This window comes from Balneola sp., assembly GCA_002694685.1.
In the GTDB taxonomy this organism is placed as follows: Bacteria; Bacteroidota; Rhodothermia; order Balneolales; family Balneolaceae; genus Gracilimonas.
Genome location: NZMW01000017.1, coordinates 152,000 through 173,187 on the forward strand (window position 1 = coordinate 152,000; position 21,188 = coordinate 173,187).

The window sequence follows — 21,188 nt, forward strand, 5'->3', positions numbered from 1 at the left end:
ATATTCATTCGTAAATACCTCCATCTTCATCGCTTACTTGAACCACCCTAAACATTCCCATTTCCATGTGATACAGAATATGGCAGTGGAAGGCCCAACGCCCTTTATCGCGTGGAGTTACTAGGGCTGAAATCCTTTGAGCTGGTTGTACTAATAGCGTGTGTTTTCTCGGATTATAGTTTCCATTTCCATTTTCCAGTTCCATCCACATACCATGTAAGTGAATTGGATGTTCCATCATAGTGTCGTTGACCAATGTTAATCGCAGGCGTTCATTATGTTGGAATTCAATAGGCCCATCAACTTCATGGAATTCTTTTCCATCAAACGACCACATGTAGCGCTCCATGTTTCCGGTCAGATGCAATTCTACTTCCCGTTCAGGCTGACGCTTATCTATATTTGGTTCAAGACTTTTAAGATCCCTATATACCAGCACTTTTCGCCCATCCTTACCAAGCCCGATGCCAGGTTCATCCAGTCGGTCAAACTGGTAGTTGGCGATAGCCGCGGCACCAATACCATGGTGGTCCGGGCCGTGTTTAACAGGTTCAGCTGCTTTGTTGGTCATCGACATGCCACTGTGATCCATCTTCATATCCCCGTGTCCATCATGGCCCATGCCTTCCATGTTCATGCTACCATCCATATCCATGCCGGCCATATCCATTTTCATTCCCATGTCTTTCATGCTGCGTTCAGGACGTGGCCGTAGCTCGGGCACAGGGGCTTCCATCCCTTCGCGGGGCGCCAGAGTACCACGTGCATAGCCACTTCGATCCAACGATTCAGCAAATATAGTAAATGGTTTTTCTTCATTGGGTTCGACGATCACATCATAAGTTTCAGCGATGCCGATACGGAATTCATCCACGGGGGTGGGCTCAACATTTTGGCCATCAGCTTGCACAACAGTCATCTTAAGTCCGGGAATGCGTACATCAAACATGGAGCCGGCTGAAGCATTTATAAAACGTAATCGAACTTTTTCATTTTTGTTGAACAAGGCATTCCAATTTGAATCCGGCCCCATCCCGTTCATTAAGTAAGTATAGGTAGCCCCTGTAATATCAGCGAGGTCGGTAGCACTCATTCTCATTTTAGCGAATGAAAGGTAATTCCTCATTGCATCGCCAAAACCATCTTTTTTCACATCTTGGAAGAATTCGCCTAAATCCCGTTGTTGGTAGTTATAGTAACCCTCAGCTTTTTTAAGCTTACTTAGCACTTTATAAGGACTTTCAAACGTCCAGTCAGAAAGTATAACGGGGTATTCACGGTCAAATTCAACCGGGTCTTCATTGGCCGGGTCAATAATCATTGGTCCATAATGCCCCAGTTGTTCCTGTAATTTTGAATGGCTGTGATACCAATACGTTCCATTCTGTTTAACAGGATATTTGTATTCAAAAGTCTCTCCGGGCTTAATTCCATCAAAACTTACTCCGGGAACGCCATCCATCTGAAACGGTAAAATAATGCCATGCCAGTGAATGGAAGTATCTTCATCCAATTTATTCGTAACACGCAAGAGAACCTCTTCTCCTTCTTTTAAGCGGATTAGCGGGCTTGGAACTTTACCATTAATCCCTATTGCTTTTGATTTTTTACCATCTATTTCAATAGGGATAGATTCAATAGTTAGATTAAGTGTATTTTTAGGGCCTGAAGGAGTCAGTACTTCTTTTTCAATATTAAAATTGTTGAAGGCATAAGCAGGAAGAATGGAACTGATACCTGCTACTGCCCCCAGAGAAGCAGTATAGCGAAGGAATTTTCGGCGGGATATAGTTTTCGAATCTTTACTCATTAAATTGAAACTTTTTTGTTAAGAAGAACAAACCCATAAGTTGAACTTATAATAAGGTTTTTAAATATACTCTTCGATTCTGTGCTTTAACATGTAGGAAGTTGACAGTTAACTCATAGGCTTTTAAGCTAATTTGTAATATAAATGGTGAACCTTAAATTAAGCTTAAAGCAAAGTTATTTGAGGAAACTTACATTAAGATTTTAAAACTCAGTTAATTTTTAGATATATGTGGATACTATTAGTTGAAGACGAAAAGCAGCTTGCAAACTCACTAAAAAGAGGCTTGGAGGAAGAAGGATACGTAGTAGAAGTACAGCACGACGGCGAGGAGGCAGAGCTGCAAGGGTTGGTGAATGATTACGATATGGTGGTTTTAGACTGGAGACTGCCTCATCGAGACGGAAAAGAGATTTTGGAACACTGGCGCAAAGAAAACAGGAACTTCCCGGTGTTAATGCTCACAGCGCTGGGCGATCTTGACCATAAAGTATCTGGCTTGGATGCCGGGGCCGATGATTATATGGGCAAGCCCTTTTCTTTTGATGAACTTCTGGCGCGAATTAGAGCATTATCCCGACGGTCTGCCGATATTTCAAATACCGAAATAGTTAAAATTGGGCCCATCGAAGTTGACGCACGAAAACATACTGTAACGGTTGGAGGAATGTCTCTGACTTTGAGACAAAAAGAGTTTGTTTTGCTTGAGTTGTTAATGACCCATTTGGGTACCGTATTCTCAAAAACTCAAATTGCAGAGAGGGTGTGGGGATCGGCCTATTATGTGTCTGATAACACAATAGAAGCTACTATATCAACCCTGCGCCAAAAACTAAGCGACATTTTTGAGGATCTTGATGATTATAAACTTAGAAAAAATGATCAGATCATAGAAACCATACGGGGAGCAGGCTACCGATTTAACTTTGACTTATTTAAAAATTACAAGGAATAATGAAGCCATCCTTTTCATTTTACAATGAGCTTTCCATATCAAAGAAGCTGGCTTTATGGTATGGATTAAGTTTATTTTTGATGCTTAGTTTGTTTGGATATTTTTTATATGAAACGTTTCATCAATCGATCCACCATAATTATGATCGTCACCTGCTGTTTGAGGCCGAACAGCTGCTTCCAAATATTCAAGCTGAAGATTCACTTTCCATTGATTTGACAGGGTACAGCAGGAATGAAGCACTTAGAGGCGGTGTGGAGTATGGTACGTATGTTCGATTATACGATCAAAAGGGCAATCTCGTTTATAATAGTCCAAACTTCTCTGGTGTTGAAGAACCACTTAAACGCCAGATACCCAAAGAACCACAGGAAAATTCTTTCAGCAGTGAGTGGCAGTCATTACCTGCTCGTACACTTTACTATCCAATAAAAGACAACAACGGAAGTCTGAGCGGCTGGCTGGAACTCACTGGTTTTGAATGGACCCTCCATGAAGAATTAACCAGGTTCAGGCAGTATTTGTTTTTTCTCATAGCGATAAGTGTTGCTTTTTCTATACTCGGGGGATACTGGCTGTCAAAAAAAGCGTTGTCCCCGGTAGCAGCTATCATCGACGCAGCAAAATCCATTACAGCCACTGATCTGGATATGCGAATACCTGTAAATTATCAGGTCCGAGACGAGCTTACTGACCTGGCAGAAACCTTTAATATAATGCTCAATCGACTTCAGCAAGGTTTTGAACGAGAAAAAAGATTTTCTTCTGATGCCTCTCACGAACTTATGACCCCCCTCTCCTCCCTGCAAAGTGAGGCCGAAATCATGCTTAGAAAACCCAGATCAATCGAAGAGTACCGGGAAACGATTGAGCGAATGCTGGTGGAAGTGAGACGAATGAGTGAAATGGTACACTTGCTCCTTCAACTTTCGAGGGTGGAGTCGGTCCACCGAGCAAAGCCAGATACCGTTAATTTTAGTCGCATTGCGGAAGTGGTGGCGGGCAAATACTGGGATGATGCCCAAGAGAAGAATATAGATGTTCACTCGCAGATTGATCCCAATCTGGATGTCCGGGCACATGCAGCATATATCGAGGAGGTTATCAACAACTTGCTGGAAAATGCCTTGAAATATACTCCTGCTGGAGGCTCCATTAATCTGGAACTTAAACAATCCAGCAATAAAGCCGTACTTCACCTAAGTGATACCGGTGTCGGGTTTGATGGTGATACCAGGGACCGCCTGTTTGAACGATTTTACCGTGATACGCAGCAGGAAGTACAAAATCAGCCCGGAAGCGGTTTGGGCCTTCCACTGGTTAAAGCGATAGTTGAATTATATAGCGGTAAAATAAGGGCATACAGCGATGGCCCCGGTAAAGGGAGCACCTTTGTGGTGGAACTTCCATTAGTAAAAGAACAAAAAACTTAGTGGGATTTGGTAGCTTTGATCCGTTTAAAAATTCCTCCCATAGTCAAATCTTTTACTTGTTCTATTTTCCATCCCGCAGCTTCCACATTTTCCACCGTTTGGCGGGCAATATGGACACCACTCAGATAGTGAATAGGGCCATCCAGCTTAACCATCATTGAACTAAATAACGGATTCCGAGAGCGCATATGTTCCAGTAGATGGTGTTTACCTCCCGGTTTTGTGACTCGTAGGGCTTCTTTCAAACCCAATATGGGATCGGGCACTGAGCAAAAAACAAAAGTGGCCACCACTTCGTCAAAATAATTGTCAGGAAAGTCCAAATTTTGGACATCCATTACTTGAAGCCTGACACGTTCATTTGGATAATTGGAAAGCACCGTCTTTGCCCGCTCCAGCATTTTGGGAGAGAGATCAATACCATTGACCTGAATATTTTTTGGGTAGTAAGATATGTTCTTTCCCGTACCTATGCCTATTTCAAGCACATTTGGGCCTTCTACCTTTTTCCAAAGCAGTTTGCGCCATTTGTTATACCATATCCACTCAACCGGCCATTCCATAAGGTCATACACCACCGAACTGACGTTATAGCGTTTTCGGGTATGTTCGGTTTGTTGGGAAATTTTTTTCGTACTAAAATCGTGAAGTTCCATATTGACCAGCTAATTCAAAATAGAAAGCGGCAAACCCACTACTGGCTTGATTTATATTAGTGGGAAAGTTTTGGAGCACATCTTGTCGGTTGAGGTATTAAAGAAGTTACCGGGACTGATAATGCTTTCATGATTAAAATAAAGCAGTAGGTTGGATTCAGACAGCTTTCGTAGTTTATGTAAAGATATGGCGAAGTTTATCACAGCGCCATAAATGATTGGGATTACAAGCTACTTTTTTAAAAACTGATGACGGCTTCCATCATTATGCCATTAAATTCAGCACCGGCATAAGGCGAACCGGCATAACCTTCTCCGTCATAGTTCTGAGTTACATATTCCAGTTTGGCCAGTACATTTTTGGTGAGGAACCAGCCACCGCCAATGTTAATGCGGTCGATTTCGATATTTCCGTTAGCCGTTTCACCGTCAACAAGATTGTATCGGCCACCGATATAGAAATCTTCCCCGGCACCAAACCGGTAGAGTAGTTCTGCTCCATACTGATTAAAAGTTCGGCGATTGGGAGCTGCTTTCAATTTTCCTGAGGTATTTTCAAATACTCCGTAAAACTCCAGGCCCTGGTATTTGATGAATGGGTTGATCATTAAAGCAGTCATTTCACCGGGAGCGGAAGGCTGGCCAAAGCCTGGGGTGAAGCTGGGGGCAATACGACCTGCGCGGAAACCTTCGTCTATTACACTGTAGTAACGGGTACCAGCCCGGTCGCCAGAGTATAGATAAATAGAAGGCGACTGTGTTATATTGAGGATAGAGCCGGTCAGGCGCAGACGCAGATCGTCATTGATTTGCCTTTCAAACCCAAGTTTACCGTACATTGAGGGTTTAGTATTAAAACCATTTCCAGTGGCATCGGTAACACTTTGGTTCAATTTTCCGTTGCTAAGGCCAATCATAGCGAACATTGGCCCACTGTAGTAATATACCTCACCGGCCACTTCGGTTGTAAACGAATCCATTATGTAATTTCCGACGAACGGGTTAAAAATAGCCTGAGCGTTGTCAGTTCTTCTAAAATGGTTATCCCCGTAGTTTAGCTCCATATGTCCTACCTTAAAGCGCAGCTTATCCATCAATCCGCCCAGAAAATCTTCTTGAATAAAATCAAGTCGATCGACTTGTAGATAACCACCTTTTACATATGCTTCATTATGATTTTGCGATGAAAGGTAGGTGCGTAAGTGCATACGCACACCATTAGCCAGAGCTACATCAAGATCCAAGTTGGAAGTAGCCAGATTAAAGTTTGATTCCAAATCGGAGAGGGAACCTGCTGCATTATCGTGCCGAAGCCCTTGAAACTGAAGGGTATTTGCCGCGCCAATTCGTACTTCAATACCCTCAAATTTTACAGTTGTCTTGAATGGCGATTCGAACTGATTGACACCCCGCTGATCCTGATATTTGAAATATTGCAGGTCATTGGTAAATTGCCCGAAAACGGTTCCCGCACTTAAAAAAAATGCGAAAATCACAAAAGTGACTAGTTTGATGGTGAGTTTCATAGTGGTGTCCATTAATTATTTGATGTTGAGTATTAGAATTTTTTTAATTTCCTGATCTTTCCTGTATTCTAATTCCAAGTATGGTCTCGAATGACAATTGAAAATCAAGTTTCCACTCAATATTAATACCATTATCCTTAAAACAAGCTTAAATCAAACAAAAGGTTGATAATATATTTGATTTGATAGTGTAAAGATGAAAATAGTGGCACACCTGGTTTTTTTGATAGTGATTCTGGCTATAAAAAAGTGGCAAATTTGATAATATTATTTCTATTCAAGAAGTCTTCAGATCAGTCGAAGGGACGGTTTAGTAAGGGGTATCATGACTAAATCTGGACATATGGACCGACAAACAACAACAAACCCCTGGATGCTTTTGCTAAAATTTTATATGCGCAATTAATTTAAGACAAGCCTTTTACCAGGAAGAATAGAAGTCTATACCCCTTTTTCGAATGTATTGGCTGCTTCTGTACTCATGGATTTTTGCTTTATCTTAGATATTCACAGATGAGTGAAGCTTACTTACAGCGGTAAGGTTTTGTTTCTTAACATCGGAGTTTCTCCTCTCAGTGCGGATCTCAAAAATCATTCGATCGTTCCTATAATACCGTTTTTGAAAGTAAACCGGTTTATTCCCAAAAGTATAGGATATTCTGTTGATCAAAAGTACGGGAGTATGTTTTTCTATCTCCAGTTGAGAAGCTAGTGATGCATCGGCAACCGCAGCTTCCAGCCGATAGCATCCATTATCGACCGGAATTTCAAATTCGTTTTCTAATATTTTGAATAGGGTCGTCTCTTGTAAGTCATATCCATCTATAAGCTGCCCGTAGAATACGGGAAGCCAGGTGATGTCATAAGCGATGGGCTGTCCGTTCCCGAGCCGAACACGTTCAAGTTTAACCACGATAGCGTTTTCTTTAACACCCAGATATGAGCAGATCTCCGGGGTCACTTTCTCTTGCTTAAAAGAGATTACTTTAGAGGATGCTTGCAACCCGGCTCCGGATAACTCTTCCTCGAAATCCTTTAGTTCGGTAAACGACTGGTGTGTCCGATTATCACTCACAAACGAACCAACCCCTTGGCAGCGGTAAATAAGCTGCTCATTCTCTAACGTCTGCAGGGCCCGCCTCACCGTAACCCGGCTGACATTGAAAAAATCACTCAGCTCATTCTCGGAGGGTAGCTTTTCGTTTTTTTTGAGCGAGCCATCATTGACCTGATTACGCAGCCAATCGCTAATCTGTTTGTGAAGAGGGATGCCTTCTTGTATGTCCATGAAATCCAGATTAATTGGTTTTAATTAAAACTAAAATAATCAAACGCTGAAAAAATAACCATACCTGTTAATACAACTTAATAAATGTTGATAATGATGTTATTTGAATTTTTCTACAACACTCTTCCGCATTTAAGCTTCATTTAAGGTTTGACCTTTATATTTGGAGTGGTGTTTACTTGTATTAACAAGTAATTATATAACATTAAAACATTAGGAAAGAATAGCATGAATTACTTCACTTCAAAGAAAGTAAAACTTTCATTCGATCAGGCCATTGCCAAAGTAACTGAGCTTCTCAAAGAAGAGGGATTCGGTGTGTTGACGGAAATTGACGTCAAAGACACCTTGAAAAAGAAACTGGATGTAGACTTTAAAAAATACAGAATATTGGGCGCTTGCAACCCCAATTTTGCGCACGTAGCGCTGCAGGCGGAAGACAAAATAGGGGTAATGCTACCCTGCAACGTCATTGTGGAAGAACATGAGGATGGCACGGTGGAAGTTTCTGCCGTTAATCCGGTGGCTTCCATGCAAGCCGTTACCAATGATGATCTGCATCCTATTGCAGGCCAGGTAAGAGATAAATTAGATAAGGTAATCGGCAATCTTTAATAAATAATTCAACTAATAATTAATTCAAACACAAAGGTGACTACTATGAAACGGTTAACACTAATTTTATCAGCTCTTTTTCTTTTTACAAGTATCGGTTTTGCCCAACAGCAAAACAAAGATATGCAAATGAAAAAACAACAGATGCAGGAAATGATGCAGGATTCCACCATGCGCTCTATGATGATGGATCATATGGCACAAAACCCCGAAATGCGCAAGCAGATGATGCAAAAAATGGTGGGATCTGTAGGCATGGGTCAATCAGCCATGATGAAAAACATGAAGAATAATCCTGAAATGAAACAGCGCATGCAAAAACACATGGAGATGATGCAGTCTATGATGGACGGCAATATGGATCAGTCTAAAATGATGGACATGAAGAGCGATTCATCCATGATGAAGATGAATATGATGTGCATGCAGATGATGATGCAGGGCGATATAATGGATCAAAAAGGCATGATGGATAAGGACGATAAGGGGTCTGGAAATGGAAATCACGAACAACATCACAAGTAGAATATAATTAGGAATTTTTCTGGGGCTAGTACCCCGGTCAGTTCCTAATCCTAAAATAATGGAGCAATTATTATGCATTGGTTTAACGGATTCGGAGGTGGTTGGATGATGATTTTCTGGTGGATATTGATAATCGCCGTAATTGTGGTACTGGTGAAATGGGCCGCCACATCAACCGGCGGCTGGCCCGGCAACGGCAATAACAGGCTAAACAAGAGCGCCTTAGACATCCTGGAAGAACGATATGCCCGGGGTGAAATCGGCAAGGAAGAGTACGAAGAGAAAAAAAAGGATCTGATGCGTTAGCAAAACGAACTGCACATCTGAATATTGAACAATCAGTTTGTACACAAACAATAAACAACTATGAAATTCTAAATCAGAACTTGAACATCAAACACAAAAGCTTTAAAAATGAAAGTACTTATTTTAGCAACCAAAGACTGCAATCATCGCCCTCAATTAGAAATGAGATTGAAGAAAATGGATATACCTTATACAGTAAAGTATGTTGAAGAACATCCTGAACTGGCTGCCCGTTTCAATATACGTTCTTCACCAAACATGATCGTTGATGGAGAAGTTGTATTTCGAGGCGAGCGCGAACAATCTCTTCCCACTAAGCAAGAACTTAAAATGCTCTTCTCTCTGAAATTATTTGATCAGGGCAAAAAAAATCTGCCCCCAAAGACAGCTTTGAGTAATGACATATAAAGAAGCATTCAGCTCAATAGAATTCTCAGCAAGTAGTGGAAGAAATATTTAAAAATCAATTCCCAAAATATAGATAAAATAGAATGGACAAAGGAGAACAGTTCCTGGAGCGTATCACACAAAGAGAAAAAATGCAAATGATTCCCCGGTATATTTCGGATACTAAGGGATTGGTAACGGTAGATGTTACGTGGGGAGAAATTCAACCGATTCAGGCCGCCGAAGGAGTACAAACCATCGGTGAATGTGAGATAATCGAGCATCTTGAAAAGGGACTACCGGTGGTTGACGTACGGGCTCCCGGTACGCGTCATGGAGTGGGTATCCCCGGAACATCTGCCATTCCCCTTTCAGATATCGTGGACCGTATGGATGAGCTGGACCGGTCAAAGCCGACTGTTTTCTTCTGCAACGGGCCGCAGTGCCCGCAGTCGCAAAAGGCGATCAATATGCTGCTTGAGGCAGGGTATCCCGCCGAAAAAATATGGTATTACCGCGGCGGCATGCACGACTGGATCACCCTGGGACTGCCAGTTACCGAAAATGGGGAATGACGATTCGGGTCAAATCAACCGGATCACAAAATAGCTGTCATCGTCTTCACTGGTAAATTTTTGCCAGATAATTCCCCGGTCCTTGTCAATGATTTCAATAACACGGTACCCAAATCCTTTCACCTTAATGCCCATTACATACACACCAATATCTACTCCCGAGTTAATTTGATACTGCTCGGTCTGCAGGGTATCGTTGGATACCACACGCCGTTCGTAGATGGTAATTTTGCTTTTTCCGCCCAAAAATCCAACCAAACCCTTGTCGATATTCAAAGCAAATTCAATAGGTTTCATCTCCCAGCCGGGCTCGGGAGAAATCGGGTAGAATGTTTTCGAATCTAACAAATTGACTTTAATTTCACTGCCCTTGCCATAGTCGGTAAAAGAGAAAACATTCAAAAGCACTTGTTGTTCGTCCGGCCGACAAGTATAAAGAGTTTTGGTACTGTCCTGGAGTTCACCGTTAGCATTATATGAATAAAGTTCAACAGGCAGGCGGTAGGTATTGGTGTTTTCTTGAATAGAGCCGACAATTAGCTTTTGGTATGACTCCAATTCTCCCTCTTTGCTATAGTTACATTTTTTGTATCGGTTGCCATCAATTTCAAACAATAGCATTTCCTCAGATTGTTGGGCCTGAAGGAGGTGGACCGGAAGCAAAACCGCCAAAAGGATAATGCTTAGGAAATAAGTAATGATGCGCATGAGGAATAGGTGCTTATTTAAAATTGTTTTTGTTCGATTGCTTTTGGTAAACTTCATTCCAGCTCCAACCATTACTACGTAACAATCCATGCAATGAACTTCTGCGTTCATTCATTTCATAACTATTTGAAGACATGGCTTGATGCTCTTTTAATGGAACATTCCTGGATTTTAGGTATTCAATATCCAGCGGAAACCTATCGATTTCTTCCGGCATTTGATGGTAATGACGGCGTGCTGTGTCCAAAAATTTGGTAATCGCGTCTCTGAGCGGTGCAATATCCTGTTCCCGCCATCTGTTTGGTTCAACATAATGAATCAAAATTGTTATTGCTTCATCTACATTTACCAAATTGATGGATACTGATTCATCCCTTGCCGTACTGTAGAAATAATGCACAGCCGGGTGGGCATAGTGATTCTGGTTATGTTTATTGATCATCTCCCTGAGCTTGATTGAAAAATCTGGCAACATTATGAAATGCTCTTCTTCACAAGAATACAGATTGATGAGAATTTCTTCAGGTGTATCTCCCATGTTTGCTATAAAAAGGCTGAGATTTCTTTTGTGGATCACCGCCGTGGTCAGGCTCATCAGATAAGTCATGGCGGTAGTTATGAAAATAAAGCCGGCAAATGAAAAGGCGGCCATTATAATCTGCCACCCTTCGGAACCCGGTATATAGTCACCTACTCCCAGGGTGGAAAGGGTATATCCGCTTACATACAGCTTGGTAAGAACGCTTGCGGCAGATCCTGTGCCTGCTTCTACTATAGAGCGGGGATCGCTGACGAGCAGCAGGAAAAATCCGATCCATAGAAGCCCAATCCACATTCCAAGTAGAAAAAGGATATGCGTTACCCCGGAGTAGCGCAACGCGTTTCGCCGGGGGATATATCTGTTTAAAAAAAGGAAAAGGGCCGAGAGGAACCTGCTCGTCAACCGTGACAGGTACCCCGCCCCGTTGAAGGAAAGCGTGGTATAGAAAAAGTCGTAAGCAATTACGACAAGAAGGACAATACCCAAAATAAGATAAAATGCATGCATGCTTAGTCGATTTTTAGGTCAGAAACCATTGAACACCGATCCCCACAACTACCGTTAAGACAAATGTGCTTATCCATACGAAGGATGTTCCCGGAGCGTAAGTTCTGATTTGCCCATCTTCGGCTTCCTGAAAAAACATGGGTACCACAATCCGCATATAAACTGCAAGAGAAATTGCGCTGTTCAGGATGGCAACAACCGCCAGCCAGCTATATCCGGATTCTATGGCTGCCCCAAACAGTAGAAATTTGCCGGCAAAGCCGGCCAGGGGCGGCATCCCTACCAGGGAGAGCAGGAAAATGGTCATACCCACCGCCTGCCAGGGCCGGCGTTTTCCCATGCCTTTAAAATCGTCCAGCCGGGTGCCTTCGCCCAAAGTAATGGCAAAAGCGCCTGCGTTCATAAGCAGGTATGCTACCCCAAAAACCACCATTGAATCGATCGCAAGCGTACTTTGTCCCACTCCGATTACTCCCAACAGATAATACCCTGACTGTGCAATAGTGGAGTAGGCCAGCAGCCGGATCACATTGTCCTGCCACAGCGCTACCACATTGCCAAAGGTCATGGACAGCGCGGCCAGCACGGCCAGGATCAACGGCCAGTCAACAAGGGAAACCGGAAGATCACGAACCACCTGCGCGAGTGCAAACAGGGCCCCTATCTTGGGAACTACCGACAGGTAGGCGGCTATGGAGACGGGTGCGCCCTCAAAAGTGTCGGGCGTCCAGAAATGGACGGGAAACAGGGAAGCCGCATAGCCGATTCCAATTACCAGGGTAATAAAGCCGAACATAACGGCATAAGAGGATAAGTCAGGATTGTTAATCCCGGAAATCAGCGTCGTTCCGGCAAGGCCCGCCCAGAAGGTTAGCCCGAAAAGCATGATGGCTCCGGCTACTGATCCGTAAATAAAGTACTTCATCGCTCCTTCGCTGGAAGGGTCGTTCCTGGGGTGAGCTGCCATGGCCATACCGGCAAGAGTACTAATAAGCAGGCCCAGTACAATGAACATGAGATCTCCGCTGCCCGCCAAAATCATGGCTCCCAAGGCTGAAAAGCCCATCAGGCTGTATATGGTGCCTTCGCGGGCCGAATCTTTCAGCTCCGATCGGCCCAGCAAAGCAAAAAGGATGGTTGCCGGCCCCAGAATGATGACGGCCCACAAGCTGAGTGCGTCAACACGGAAGGTAGTGGAAAAAGCTGTTGTGTCTGTCCCCAGCATATCTACGGCAACACCGGTGGCTGTGAGCATGCCAACCACCAAAGCCCATAGTGCAGCCCGGGGTAATCGGGCCATTTCCAGGCATAACACGATAACCGTGGTGGATAAAACAATAAGCTGTGGTGAAATATTCAGTAAATCAGTTGCCATCGTTATTACAGTCCGAAGAAATTAGTTGTAGCATGAATCATCGAGAGCAGGGAATCGGGATATACTCCAATCAGTATGGTAGCTAATATCAAAGGAACAATAGCCCACAGCTCTCGGCTTCCCAAATCTTTAAGTCCGGTAAATCCTTCCGGCAAGGTACCTAAAAATACTTTTTGAATAGCCCTCAGGTACAGGGCTGTAGTAATCGGCAAGCCAATGATGATGATCCCGACGGCGACCGGGTACACATCAAAGCCGCCTAAAAAGATTTGAAACTCGGCAGGGAAATGAGCCAGCCCGGGCAGTCCCAGAGAAGCAAAGGCCGCGAGCATAAAAAGTCCGCTTAATATTGGATAGGTTTTTAGCAGACCGGTCATTTCGTTCATTTCCCGCGTACCAGTGCGATCCTGAAGAGCTCCTACCAGCAGGAAAAGCACCCCTGTAACCACACCGTGGCTTATCATTTGAAGTACCGCTCCGTCCAGGGCAATCATTCCGGATGTGGTAGTGGTGACGGCTGCTATGGCCACACCAAATATCAGATACCCCATGTGGTTTACACTGGTGTAGGCCACCATCCGTTTGATGTCGGTTTGGGCCAAGGCTACGAAAGCCCCGTACAGCGCTGTAAAGACGGCAATGACGATGACGTAAGGTGCAAATTCACGAAATGCATCAGGCGTCATTTGCAATGGAAAGCGAATAAAACCATAGGTGCCCAGTTTCAGCAACACCCCCGCCAGGATGGCACTTCCGGCAGCAGGTGCTTCGGTGTGAGCCAAAGGAAGCCACGTATGGAATGGGAAAAGCGGTGTTTTAATAGCAAAAGCGATAAATAATCCCCAGAACGTAAGCGTAGCTGCAAGTCCGGTTATGGTAGGATTTGTTATCAACTGTTGTATGTCAAACGTATTGGTATCGGAAAAAAGATACAGCGCCAAAAACGCCAGCAGCAGAAACAAACTGCCTATCAGGGTATAGATAAAGAAAGTTAAAGCCGCCTTTTTGCGATGTTCGTGCCCCCATTTGGCTATGATAAAATACATGCCAACAAGAGTGATTTCAAAAAACACGTAAAAAAGGAAGAGGTCAAGCGAAAGGAATACCCCAAGACAGGCGGTCTCCAGCATCAAAACCAGTTGAATAAAGATATTGGCGCTATCCTTGATCTTTGCAGAAAAAATCAGCGAGGTCAGGAACAAAAATGCCGTCAACAGCACCAGGGGAAAGCTAATGCCGTCCACTCCCAACCGGTAAGCTATGCCTAAGGATGGTATCCAGCTGAGTTCTTCAACTTGTGACAAACTGCTGCCTATACCCTGTATCCAGATCATAATAGCAGCCAACAGGGTGAGTGACGCGAAGGCTATCCCAATACCATAGGCGGTTTTGGTTTGTTTGGGGCGGAGTACCATAATGACAAGTGCCCCTATAACCGGCAAGAATGTAGTGATTGAGAGCAATGGTAATGATGAAAAATCCATGATTTACAGATAGGTTAGTGATAAAATAATTAAAGCTAAGATCATACCGTACACCGACCATGCTAGTTCGCGGTGAACCAGTCCCGATTGAATGTTCCGCCCGTATTGGCCCAGTCGCTGGATGGATGCCACCAAGCCGGCAATCCACTCCACAATGCCGCGATCGTCCGTTATTTGGGACCATTGGCCGATGTTCAGATTGAATGTCCCGATTTGGTCGATCACAAAAGCCATCGCACGGTCCGGCACATTGGCCAGCCAGCGCGCCAACATTAAAAACGCCTTGCCAATCTCAAAGACAGATTGAAGCAGAAATTGTTCGATCAGGTTTGCGCCGGTTGCCAGCATCTGAAACGGTTGCACGATAACATTGGTGTAGCCGCCTGCTACGGGATAGTTATCCCGGAAAAACATCCACACCTGGGTTTTAAAGATGGGAGCGGTGGCAAACCAGCCTGCTGCCAAACCAAGAAAAGCAGCTCCAAGCCCGCTTATCATGGCAATGTTGTCTTTTGGAATGGAAAAACCTGACGTTTCAACCAAAGGATCCAGAAACAACCAGCCTGCAATAACAGCCGTTACCAGGGTTAGAAATCCGAGATGCATCCAAGGCAGTTTCTTTGGCTTTTCTTCCGGTTCGCTGTGTCCTTTCCATAAAATTCCGAATGCGCGGCCCATATAGATAGCAGTAAAAAAAGCTCCAATCAGCACAGCGGAAAAGTACCATGAGGCCGGGTCGGCCTGCAGGCCTGCCGTCAGGATGGCATCCTTCGACCAAAAGCCGATTAATGGAGGGATCCCGGCCAGGGCCAGCCCGGACACGGCGAATCCTGAAAAAGCCAGTTTCAGTTTCTTTCCTGAGCCTTTGAGCTTTTCGTAATTTGTGGAATGCATTTCGTGCTGAAAGATTCCGGCTCCCAGGAACAAGCTGCTTTTCATGAAAGCGTGGGCAATCAGGTGGGCCAGGGCCGCGGCCGGATACCCGGCGCCAATAGCCAGCGCCATAAAACCAAGCTGACTTGAGGTGGACGCGGCAAGCATACGTTTGATATCTTCGGAAAATATGGCAGTTGCACCGGCGAGCAGGATGGTTATTCCTCCCACTAAGCCGATCAAGAAAAGAGCGTCCGGCGGGAAAAGAGGGAAGGCTTTAAGCAGCAGAATAATACCTGCCGCCACCATTGTGGCCGAATGCAGCAGGGCCGAAACAGGTGTTGGGCCCGCCATGGCTGCCGAAAGCCAGCTCTGGAAAGGAACCTGTGCCGATTTACCCATTACCGCCAGCAGCAGAGCCAGGGTTCCCACTACAGAAACGCCCTGTACGGGTTCAGCTAAAATCTGGCTGGACCCGCCGGCAAGAATGATCACGAATACCCCGACATAGAGCCCGAGGTCGGCCACCCGGTTCATAATAAACGCTTTGTTTGCGGCGTCACCAGCTTCTTTCTTCCAGTACCAGGTGCCGATCAGCAAATAGGAGGCAAAGCCCATAACCTCCCAGGCTATCACAAACAAGATCCAGTCTCCGGCTAACACCAACAACTGCATGGCCCCCATAAAAAGCGTTATGCCGCTCCAGAAACGGAGTTTTCCTTTTTCTTCTTTCATATACCCGATGGCATACACTAAAATGAAGGTGGTAATCACAGCGACAACCAGAGCAAGTACGGCCGCCATTTCTGTGGCTTCGAGGCGAAAGGGCATTCCCGGAAGCCCGGTAAATTGCAGTTGAGTAACAGCGCCGTTCAAAGCGGCCATAAAAAGCAGTATCGAACCGGCCAGAGAGCCTGCTGCCCCGGTTAAGGCTGCATACCCTATTTTTTTCCGGGTTACGATAATCCAGGCACTTGCCGCCAGTGGAGCTAATATGGTAAGTAATATTGCTGCCATATAGGTACTATCCTTTTAATTCTGCTGATTCTTCCATTTCAACCGTTCCCGAGGTACGGAACCGCTGAGTGGCAATGGCAAAGCCGACGGCTCCTTCCAAAGCCATCACAGTCATGGCTACCAGCACAAACATCTGCAAGGAGAAGGCGTCGGGATGAAGAAAGCGCCAAAAAGCTACCAGGTTGATCATGGCTGCTCCCAGCATCAGTTCAATTCCCATCATGATCATTACCAAATTTGTCTGACTTAAGGCGCCGTAGAGCCCTATACCAAAAAGGACGGCGGCAATAATAAGTGCTGTAATTAATAGCTCCATAGTGTTTACTTCTCCACGCTGTTTTTAATTGACAAAGCGACTGCGATAGAGGCGATCATTCCGGTAAGAATGGTCACCCCGGCGGTTTCGAAGATCATCATCGACCGCTTCAGAATTTCCATACCCAGCAGCCGGTTTTGCTCATGCGGCCCCGGAAACTGAGTAGCTATTGTACCCCAGTCGGTGGTAAGAGCGGCACCGACTATCAATACGGTTACAATTACGCCCGCTGCTATGGAGATATTTTTCTGGTGATACATATCCATCTGTCCCAGCCCGCCAGGATCCATCATGTACATCATCATAAAGATGGCCATGATACTCATTTCGGTTCCCATCATCATGATTTGCAGAACACCTAAAAACTCGGCTTCCATAACGAGAAATAATATGCCGATGGCCACCATGGACGCCAGAAGTGAGAGAGCTGAGCGTACCATGGAGCTGGTCATGAAGACGCGCCACCCGAACCAGATGGCCACCAGGCCGAATATAATAAGTAATATGAGTTGTAGAGATATCATAACAGCAAGACTACTCCGACTTGAAAAATGTTATAAAGAGCTAAAGGCACCCCGTACTTCCAGTTGTATTCCAACAGGTGGTCGTGCCGGATGCGCGGCATAAAACGGCCAATGGCAAAAAAGGAGGCCGCCACCAGCAGGGTCTTCAGAAAGGTCCAGGCAAAATCGGGCAGCCAGGGCCCCATCCATCCTCCCAGGTACAGCACCACTACCGCTGCCGATATGGTGAACACGAGGGTAAGCCGCCCCAGGCGAAACAGCAGCTTGCGGGCGCCGGTGAGATCAGCCCAGACTCCTCCTGCCAATTCTCCCTTGGCTACCGGCAGGTTGAAAGGAGGAAGAAAGGTAATAGCCAGCGTTGAAATATAGAATAAAATAAAGCCTACCGGCTGGTACAAGATGTTCCACAGCCCTTGTTGGGATTCCACGATATCGGTTAAAAACATCGATTCGGCACGCATCACCGTAGCCGTCAATGCCATAACCACTGGCATAGAGTAGGCGATAAGCTGGGCCAGCGCACGCCACCCCCCTACCATGGCGTACACGCCGTTCACGGCCCATCCGACCATCAGTAGAGAAACCATGATGTACACCAGTGCCGCATTAATAAACAGGGCACCCGTTCCCAGGTCGATGATCACGCTGTCCCGGCCGAAGGGCAGAATAGAAATGGTGAGCAGTATCACTCCGATAAACAAAACCGGGGCAGTTTCAAAAAAGACCTTGTCGTGCTTCCGGGTTTTGATCTCCTCTTGGGCAAACAGCAGTAAAAATGAGCGCACGGGGCCGGCCCAGTTCACGGTCCCCGTCACCGACCAGCGTTCCATTACTGCTGCCACATAAACACCGCTCAAAAACAGGAGGGTAATTATAAAAACGGTTAAAAAAGGAGTCATAGCTTGCGTCTGTTAATGATGAATTTCCCAGGGTGAAATGTCCAGTGAGGCTACGGCCGTCAGTGCATCGGCCAGCTCGTGCTGTTCGGTTACGTGTTGTATGATGTCCGCCAGCGCGGTCGATGGCGTGTTAAGCTGCATGTGAGCCAGTTTACCTTCATGGATATGAAATTTCAGCGTTACGATACCGCGGGGGCTCTCGATGTGCGCAATACCATTTCCCATCCCGGTAGATGGTATGTCGATTTTTTGTGAAGATACACCACCGGAATCATTTCCCGCCTTGGCTATAAACCGAAGGCTTTGTTCCATTTCGTTCAGCCGTACCATCAGCCGGCTCCAAGCGTTGTTTCCGGCAGCGGTTACGGGAGTCCAGCCGGCGTGCTGATATACAGGTTCCTCTAAACGGTGATCATTTTCAATACCCGCCGCCCGTGCCACCGGGCCTGTGGTCTCATCCGGCAGCTGGCCGGAAACAGTACCGGCATCCTGATCTTTTTCATCTCCGCTCCCATGGCAGTGATCGTGGCTATCATGACCCGCGTGGCCGCTGTGCTCATGGTGGTGATGTTCATCATGTTCTTCATGGCAGGAATGGGAGCCGTGTTGATGCGAGTGATCTTCGTGGCCGTGCCCTTCATTACCTCCGTGCCCTGAATGTTCATGATCCGAATGATCGTGTCCACTATGCTTTGAGTGATCATGCCCGCCATGCTCATGATGTTCGTGCCCCTTGTGTTCTTCGTGGCTATGACCTGCATGATGGTGTTCGTCACCCGAGTGATCTCCGTGGTTATGGCCGTGTCCGCTATGATCGTGGGCCTCATGCTCGTGACCCTGATTGTGATCTTCCATTTCCACCCGGTGTTTTCCGGCGGTGGATAATTTTAATTTCAAATAGGGCATCTTTTTTATACGGCCGATAAATTCGGAGAGCCGGCTGGCATCTCCGGCCTCGTCTTGGAAACGGTGATAATGTTTTACAGCCTGATCCCGCATCCATTGGCTGCCCAGTGCTGTGCCAAAAACAGCCAGCCAGTTCAGATGACTGGTTATCCGCTCTTTTTCCAGCAGCACTGCCTCTGAAAGGGTAAGTGTGGAATTCGGCGTTTTACCGGAAAAGTTTACCAGCGCTTTTTGTGCCAGAAGCCGGTAGGTAACCTGCGCCATAGGATGGTCCGCCGCAAGATACTCCGGCAGGGACGCGGGGTCGTTCAGGACGGATGCCGGCAGGTTGTGTCCCAACAGGCCTTGGCTAGCCTCTGCTTTGACGACGGTATCTCCGTCCAGCTTCATGGAGAGGCGCAGCCCGCCCGGCAGGCCCGGGTGAAAGGGTCCAAACTGTACATCGCTCCACTCCATCGGCAGTCCGTCGGGACTGCGGGGCAGGTCTTTGGTCATGGCTATCATCGACATAAAGCCCGGGCCGTGGTCGTGCCCGTCATGTTCGTGATCGCCATGCTGAGGACCTCCGTGGTCATGTCCTTCATGGCTATGTCCGTGCTCTTCGTGTTGAGAGTGATCATCCTCCTGGTGCTCCTCTCCATGGTTGTGTCCCTTGTGCTGATGCCCTTCATGCCCGTGATCATGTTCTCCATGATCATGATGTCGATGCCCTTCGTGTTCGCTATGTGAGTCGTGTTGATGAGCCTGGTGGTCATGCTTGTGCTTGTCCGTTTCATCATGTTGAAGGCCGGAGTGATTATGTTCTTCGTGGCGATGCTCATCACCTGTATGTTCACTGTCCTTGTGCCCTTCATGACCGTGATCGTGCGACCCGTGGCCACCATGGCCATGCATATGGCCCTGCTGCTGACCGGCTTCTTCTATTTTGCTGACCAATGGTTCCGGTCGGTACGGCTCCGCCTCATCTGTCCACGAGTAACTTCTCAGGCATTCTCGGGCGGCAGGCATTGCGGTGTCAAGAAAATCTTTTTCCAGGGCAACGTGAACATCCGGGTGAGGAAGCGGGTCAAGATATTCCGGCCCGGCCATAACCAGCACCCGGGGGCGCGGCATCTGTGCGTAAACGGTGGCCGCCCGTTCGGTCAGTTCCGCACTTAAATCTCCAACAACCAGCAGAACATTGGCCTCTTTGGGACTGTCTGCCAGCCGGGCTTCTCCGTGTAAAGGTTCAGATTGATACATGCGCAACAGGTCGGCACCCGGAACCGGAAATATTACCAGCTCCTGTGAAGCGGCTTTTGCCAGCCATCGCCGCCAGAAATTCATGGTTCCTTTTCGTGCTCCGTATCTCATAGTCGTTTCCATTGGCATTTATTGGCGTTTGAGTCCGAGTTGAGTCCAGGTATAAATAAGTCCCAGAAATAAAATCATCAGAAAAACGCCCATGTCCAGCAGGGCCAGAATGCCTACTTCTCTGTAAACCACTGCCCAGGGGTACATGTAGGCCATCTCCATATCAAAGGCCAAAAAGAGCAGGGCATAGCCGTAGTAGTGTACATGATAACGCAGCCAGGCCGGTTTGGGCGCCAGGTTTCCGCTTTCGGCGGGGATGTCCTTGCCTGGCTCGTCCAGCGTTTGGCCCAGCGACTGCTTTATAAGATAAAGCATCCACACTAAACCGGCTGTTGTAATCCCCATGCCGAGCAGGAGTAGATATTGAGTTAAAGGAGCCATATTACTTAGTCATGATGATAAATTTATAAACACAATAATATTCAATTGATTCAAATAACTAAATTCATTCAATAATTTCATATTCTGCCTCTTCCAATTCAGCAAATGCTGTATTTGGTTGATAATCAAAATTTCGCCTGCTGTATTTCGAGTATTGCCACATCTCAGAAACAGGATTTTTGAGTTTATTAAACCTGTAATATATAAAATACGAGAAAATGAATGTTA

21 protein-coding genes are annotated in these 21,188 nt (G+C 46.0%); 7 read left to right on the forward strand and 14 right to left on the reverse strand.

Translation table 11 applies throughout. The features are described from left to right. Positions 1 to 4: 4 nt before the first annotated feature. Positions 5 to 1,810 (reverse strand): copper resistance protein CopA, encoded by a 1,806-nt coding sequence (locus CL667_16730; protein MAL19344.1) that lies wholly within the window; start codon positions 1,808 to 1,810, stop codon positions 5 to 7. 229 nt (positions 1,811 to 2,039) lie between these two features. On the opposite strand from CL667_16730, the gene CL667_16735 reads away from it, so the two are divergent. Together CL667_16735 and CL667_16740 are read left to right on the forward strand one after the other, a co-directional pair. Next, positions 2,040 to 2,765: a DNA-binding response regulator gene (locus tag CL667_16735; GenBank protein MAL19345.1), complete on the forward strand. Its 726-nt coding sequence runs from the start codon at positions 2,040 to 2,042 to the stop codon at positions 2,763 to 2,765. Further along, entirely contained in the window at positions 2,765 to 4,198 is a 1,434-nt protein-coding gene (locus CL667_16740; protein ID MAL19346.1) for a two-component sensor histidine kinase, read from the forward strand. The genes CL667_16735 and CL667_16740 overlap by 1 nt, the downstream gene beginning before the upstream one ends. Here the strand turns inward: CL667_16740 and CL667_16745 are convergent. From CL667_16745 to CL667_16755, 3 genes are all read right to left on the reverse strand, one after another. Next, positions 4,195 to 4,854 carry an SAM-dependent methyltransferase gene (locus CL667_16745; protein MAL19347.1) on the reverse strand — a complete coding sequence of 220 codons (660 nt, stop codon included), beginning with the start codon at positions 4,852 to 4,854 and terminating at the stop codon, positions 4,195 to 4,197. The genes CL667_16740 and CL667_16745 overlap by 4 nt on opposite strands. A gap of 239 nt (positions 4,855 to 5,093) precedes the next feature. Further along, positions 5,094 to 6,380 carry a hypothetical protein gene (locus CL667_16750; GenBank protein MAL19348.1) on the reverse strand — a complete coding sequence of 429 codons (1,287 nt, stop codon included), beginning with the start codon at positions 6,378 to 6,380 and terminating at the stop codon, positions 5,094 to 5,096. A gap of 499 nt (positions 6,381 to 6,879) precedes the next feature. Beyond that, entirely contained in the window at positions 6,880 to 7,668 is a 789-nt protein-coding gene (locus CL667_16755; GenBank protein ID MAL19349.1) for a GntR family transcriptional regulator, read from the reverse strand. 228 nt (positions 7,669 to 7,896) lie between these two features. On the opposite strand from CL667_16755, the gene CL667_16760 reads away from it, so the two are divergent. From CL667_16760 to CL667_16780, 5 genes are all read left to right on the forward strand, one after another. Beyond that, positions 7,897 to 8,283 (forward strand): hypothetical protein, encoded by a 387-nt coding sequence (locus tag CL667_16760; protein MAL19350.1) that lies wholly within the window; start codon positions 7,897 to 7,899, stop codon positions 8,281 to 8,283. Between the two features lie 45 nt (positions 8,284 to 8,328). Further along, positions 8,329 to 8,808: a hypothetical protein gene (locus CL667_16765; GenBank protein MAL19351.1), complete on the forward strand. Its 480-nt coding sequence runs from the start codon at positions 8,329 to 8,331 to the stop codon at positions 8,806 to 8,808. Between the two features lie 72 nt (positions 8,809 to 8,880). Continuing rightward, positions 8,881 to 9,114 carry an electron transporter RnfE gene (locus tag CL667_16770; GenBank protein MAL19352.1) on the forward strand — a complete coding sequence of 78 codons (234 nt, stop codon included), beginning with the start codon at positions 8,881 to 8,883 and terminating at the stop codon, positions 9,112 to 9,114. A gap of 108 nt (positions 9,115 to 9,222) precedes the next feature. Next, complete coding sequence (locus tag CL667_16775) at positions 9,223 to 9,522, forward strand: thioredoxin family protein (GenBank protein MAL19353.1); 300 nt, start codon at positions 9,223 to 9,225, stop codon at positions 9,520 to 9,522. A 131-nt stretch (positions 9,523 to 9,653) separates the two neighbouring features. After that, positions 9,654 to 10,076, forward strand: coding sequence for a sulfurtransferase (locus CL667_16780; protein ID MAL19354.1), 423 nt, complete (start codon positions 9,654 to 9,656; stop codon positions 10,074 to 10,076). A gap of 9 nt (positions 10,077 to 10,085) precedes the next feature. Here CL667_16780 and CL667_16785 read toward each other — a convergent pair whose 3' ends face one another. The 10 genes from CL667_16785 to CL667_16830 all read right to left on the reverse strand — a co-directional run bounded on the left by CL667_16785 (position 10,086) and on the right by CL667_16830 (position 20,960). Further along, positions 10,086 to 10,856: a hypothetical protein gene (locus CL667_16785; protein MAL19355.1), complete on the reverse strand. Its 771-nt coding sequence runs from the start codon at positions 10,854 to 10,856 to the stop codon at positions 10,086 to 10,088. After that, a complete protein-coding gene (locus tag CL667_16790) occupies positions 10,798 to 11,619 on the reverse strand; it encodes a hypothetical protein (protein MAL19356.1) in 822 nt (273 codons plus the stop codon). Before CL667_16790 ends, CL667_16785 begins: the two co-directional genes overlap by 59 nt. A gap of 226 nt (positions 11,620 to 11,845) precedes the next feature. Then, the gene (locus CL667_16795; GenBank protein ID MAL19357.1) at positions 11,846 to 13,207 is read right to left on the reverse strand and encodes an oxidoreductase; all 1,362 of its coding nucleotides are present in this window, start codon (positions 13,205 to 13,207) and stop codon (positions 11,846 to 11,848) included. A 5-nt stretch (positions 13,208 to 13,212) separates the two neighbouring features. Next, entirely contained in the window at positions 13,213 to 14,691 is a 1,479-nt protein-coding gene (locus tag CL667_16800) for an oxidoreductase (GenBank protein MAL19358.1), read from the reverse strand. A gap of 3 nt (positions 14,692 to 14,694) precedes the next feature. Beyond that, complete coding sequence (locus CL667_16805) at positions 14,695 to 16,581, reverse strand: NADH-quinone oxidoreductase subunit L (GenBank protein MAL19359.1); 1,887 nt, start codon at positions 16,579 to 16,581, stop codon at positions 14,695 to 14,697. 7 nt (positions 16,582 to 16,588) lie between these two features. Beyond that, the gene (locus CL667_16810) at positions 16,589 to 16,897 is read right to left on the reverse strand and encodes an NADH-quinone oxidoreductase subunit NuoK (protein ID MAL19360.1); all 309 of its coding nucleotides are present in this window, start codon (positions 16,895 to 16,897) and stop codon (positions 16,589 to 16,591) included. 5 nt (positions 16,898 to 16,902) lie between these two features. Further along, positions 16,903 to 17,418 carry a hypothetical protein gene (locus CL667_16815; GenBank protein ID MAL19361.1) on the reverse strand — a complete coding sequence of 172 codons (516 nt, stop codon included), beginning with the start codon at positions 17,416 to 17,418 and terminating at the stop codon, positions 16,903 to 16,905. Beyond that, positions 17,418 to 18,320 carry an NADH-quinone oxidoreductase subunit H gene (locus CL667_16820; GenBank protein ID MAL19362.1) on the reverse strand — a complete coding sequence of 301 codons (903 nt, stop codon included), beginning with the start codon at positions 18,318 to 18,320 and terminating at the stop codon, positions 17,418 to 17,420. The genes CL667_16815 and CL667_16820 overlap by 1 nt, the downstream gene beginning before the upstream one ends. A 12-nt stretch (positions 18,321 to 18,332) precedes the next feature. Beyond that, complete coding sequence (locus CL667_16825) at positions 18,333 to 20,597, reverse strand: hypothetical protein (GenBank protein MAL19363.1); 2,265 nt, start codon at positions 20,595 to 20,597, stop codon at positions 18,333 to 18,335. After that, a complete protein-coding gene (locus tag CL667_16830) occupies positions 20,598 to 20,960 on the reverse strand; it encodes an NADH-quinone oxidoreductase subunit I (GenBank protein ID MAL19364.1) in 363 nt (120 codons plus the stop codon). Between the last annotated feature and the right edge of the window lie 228 nt (positions 20,961 to 21,188).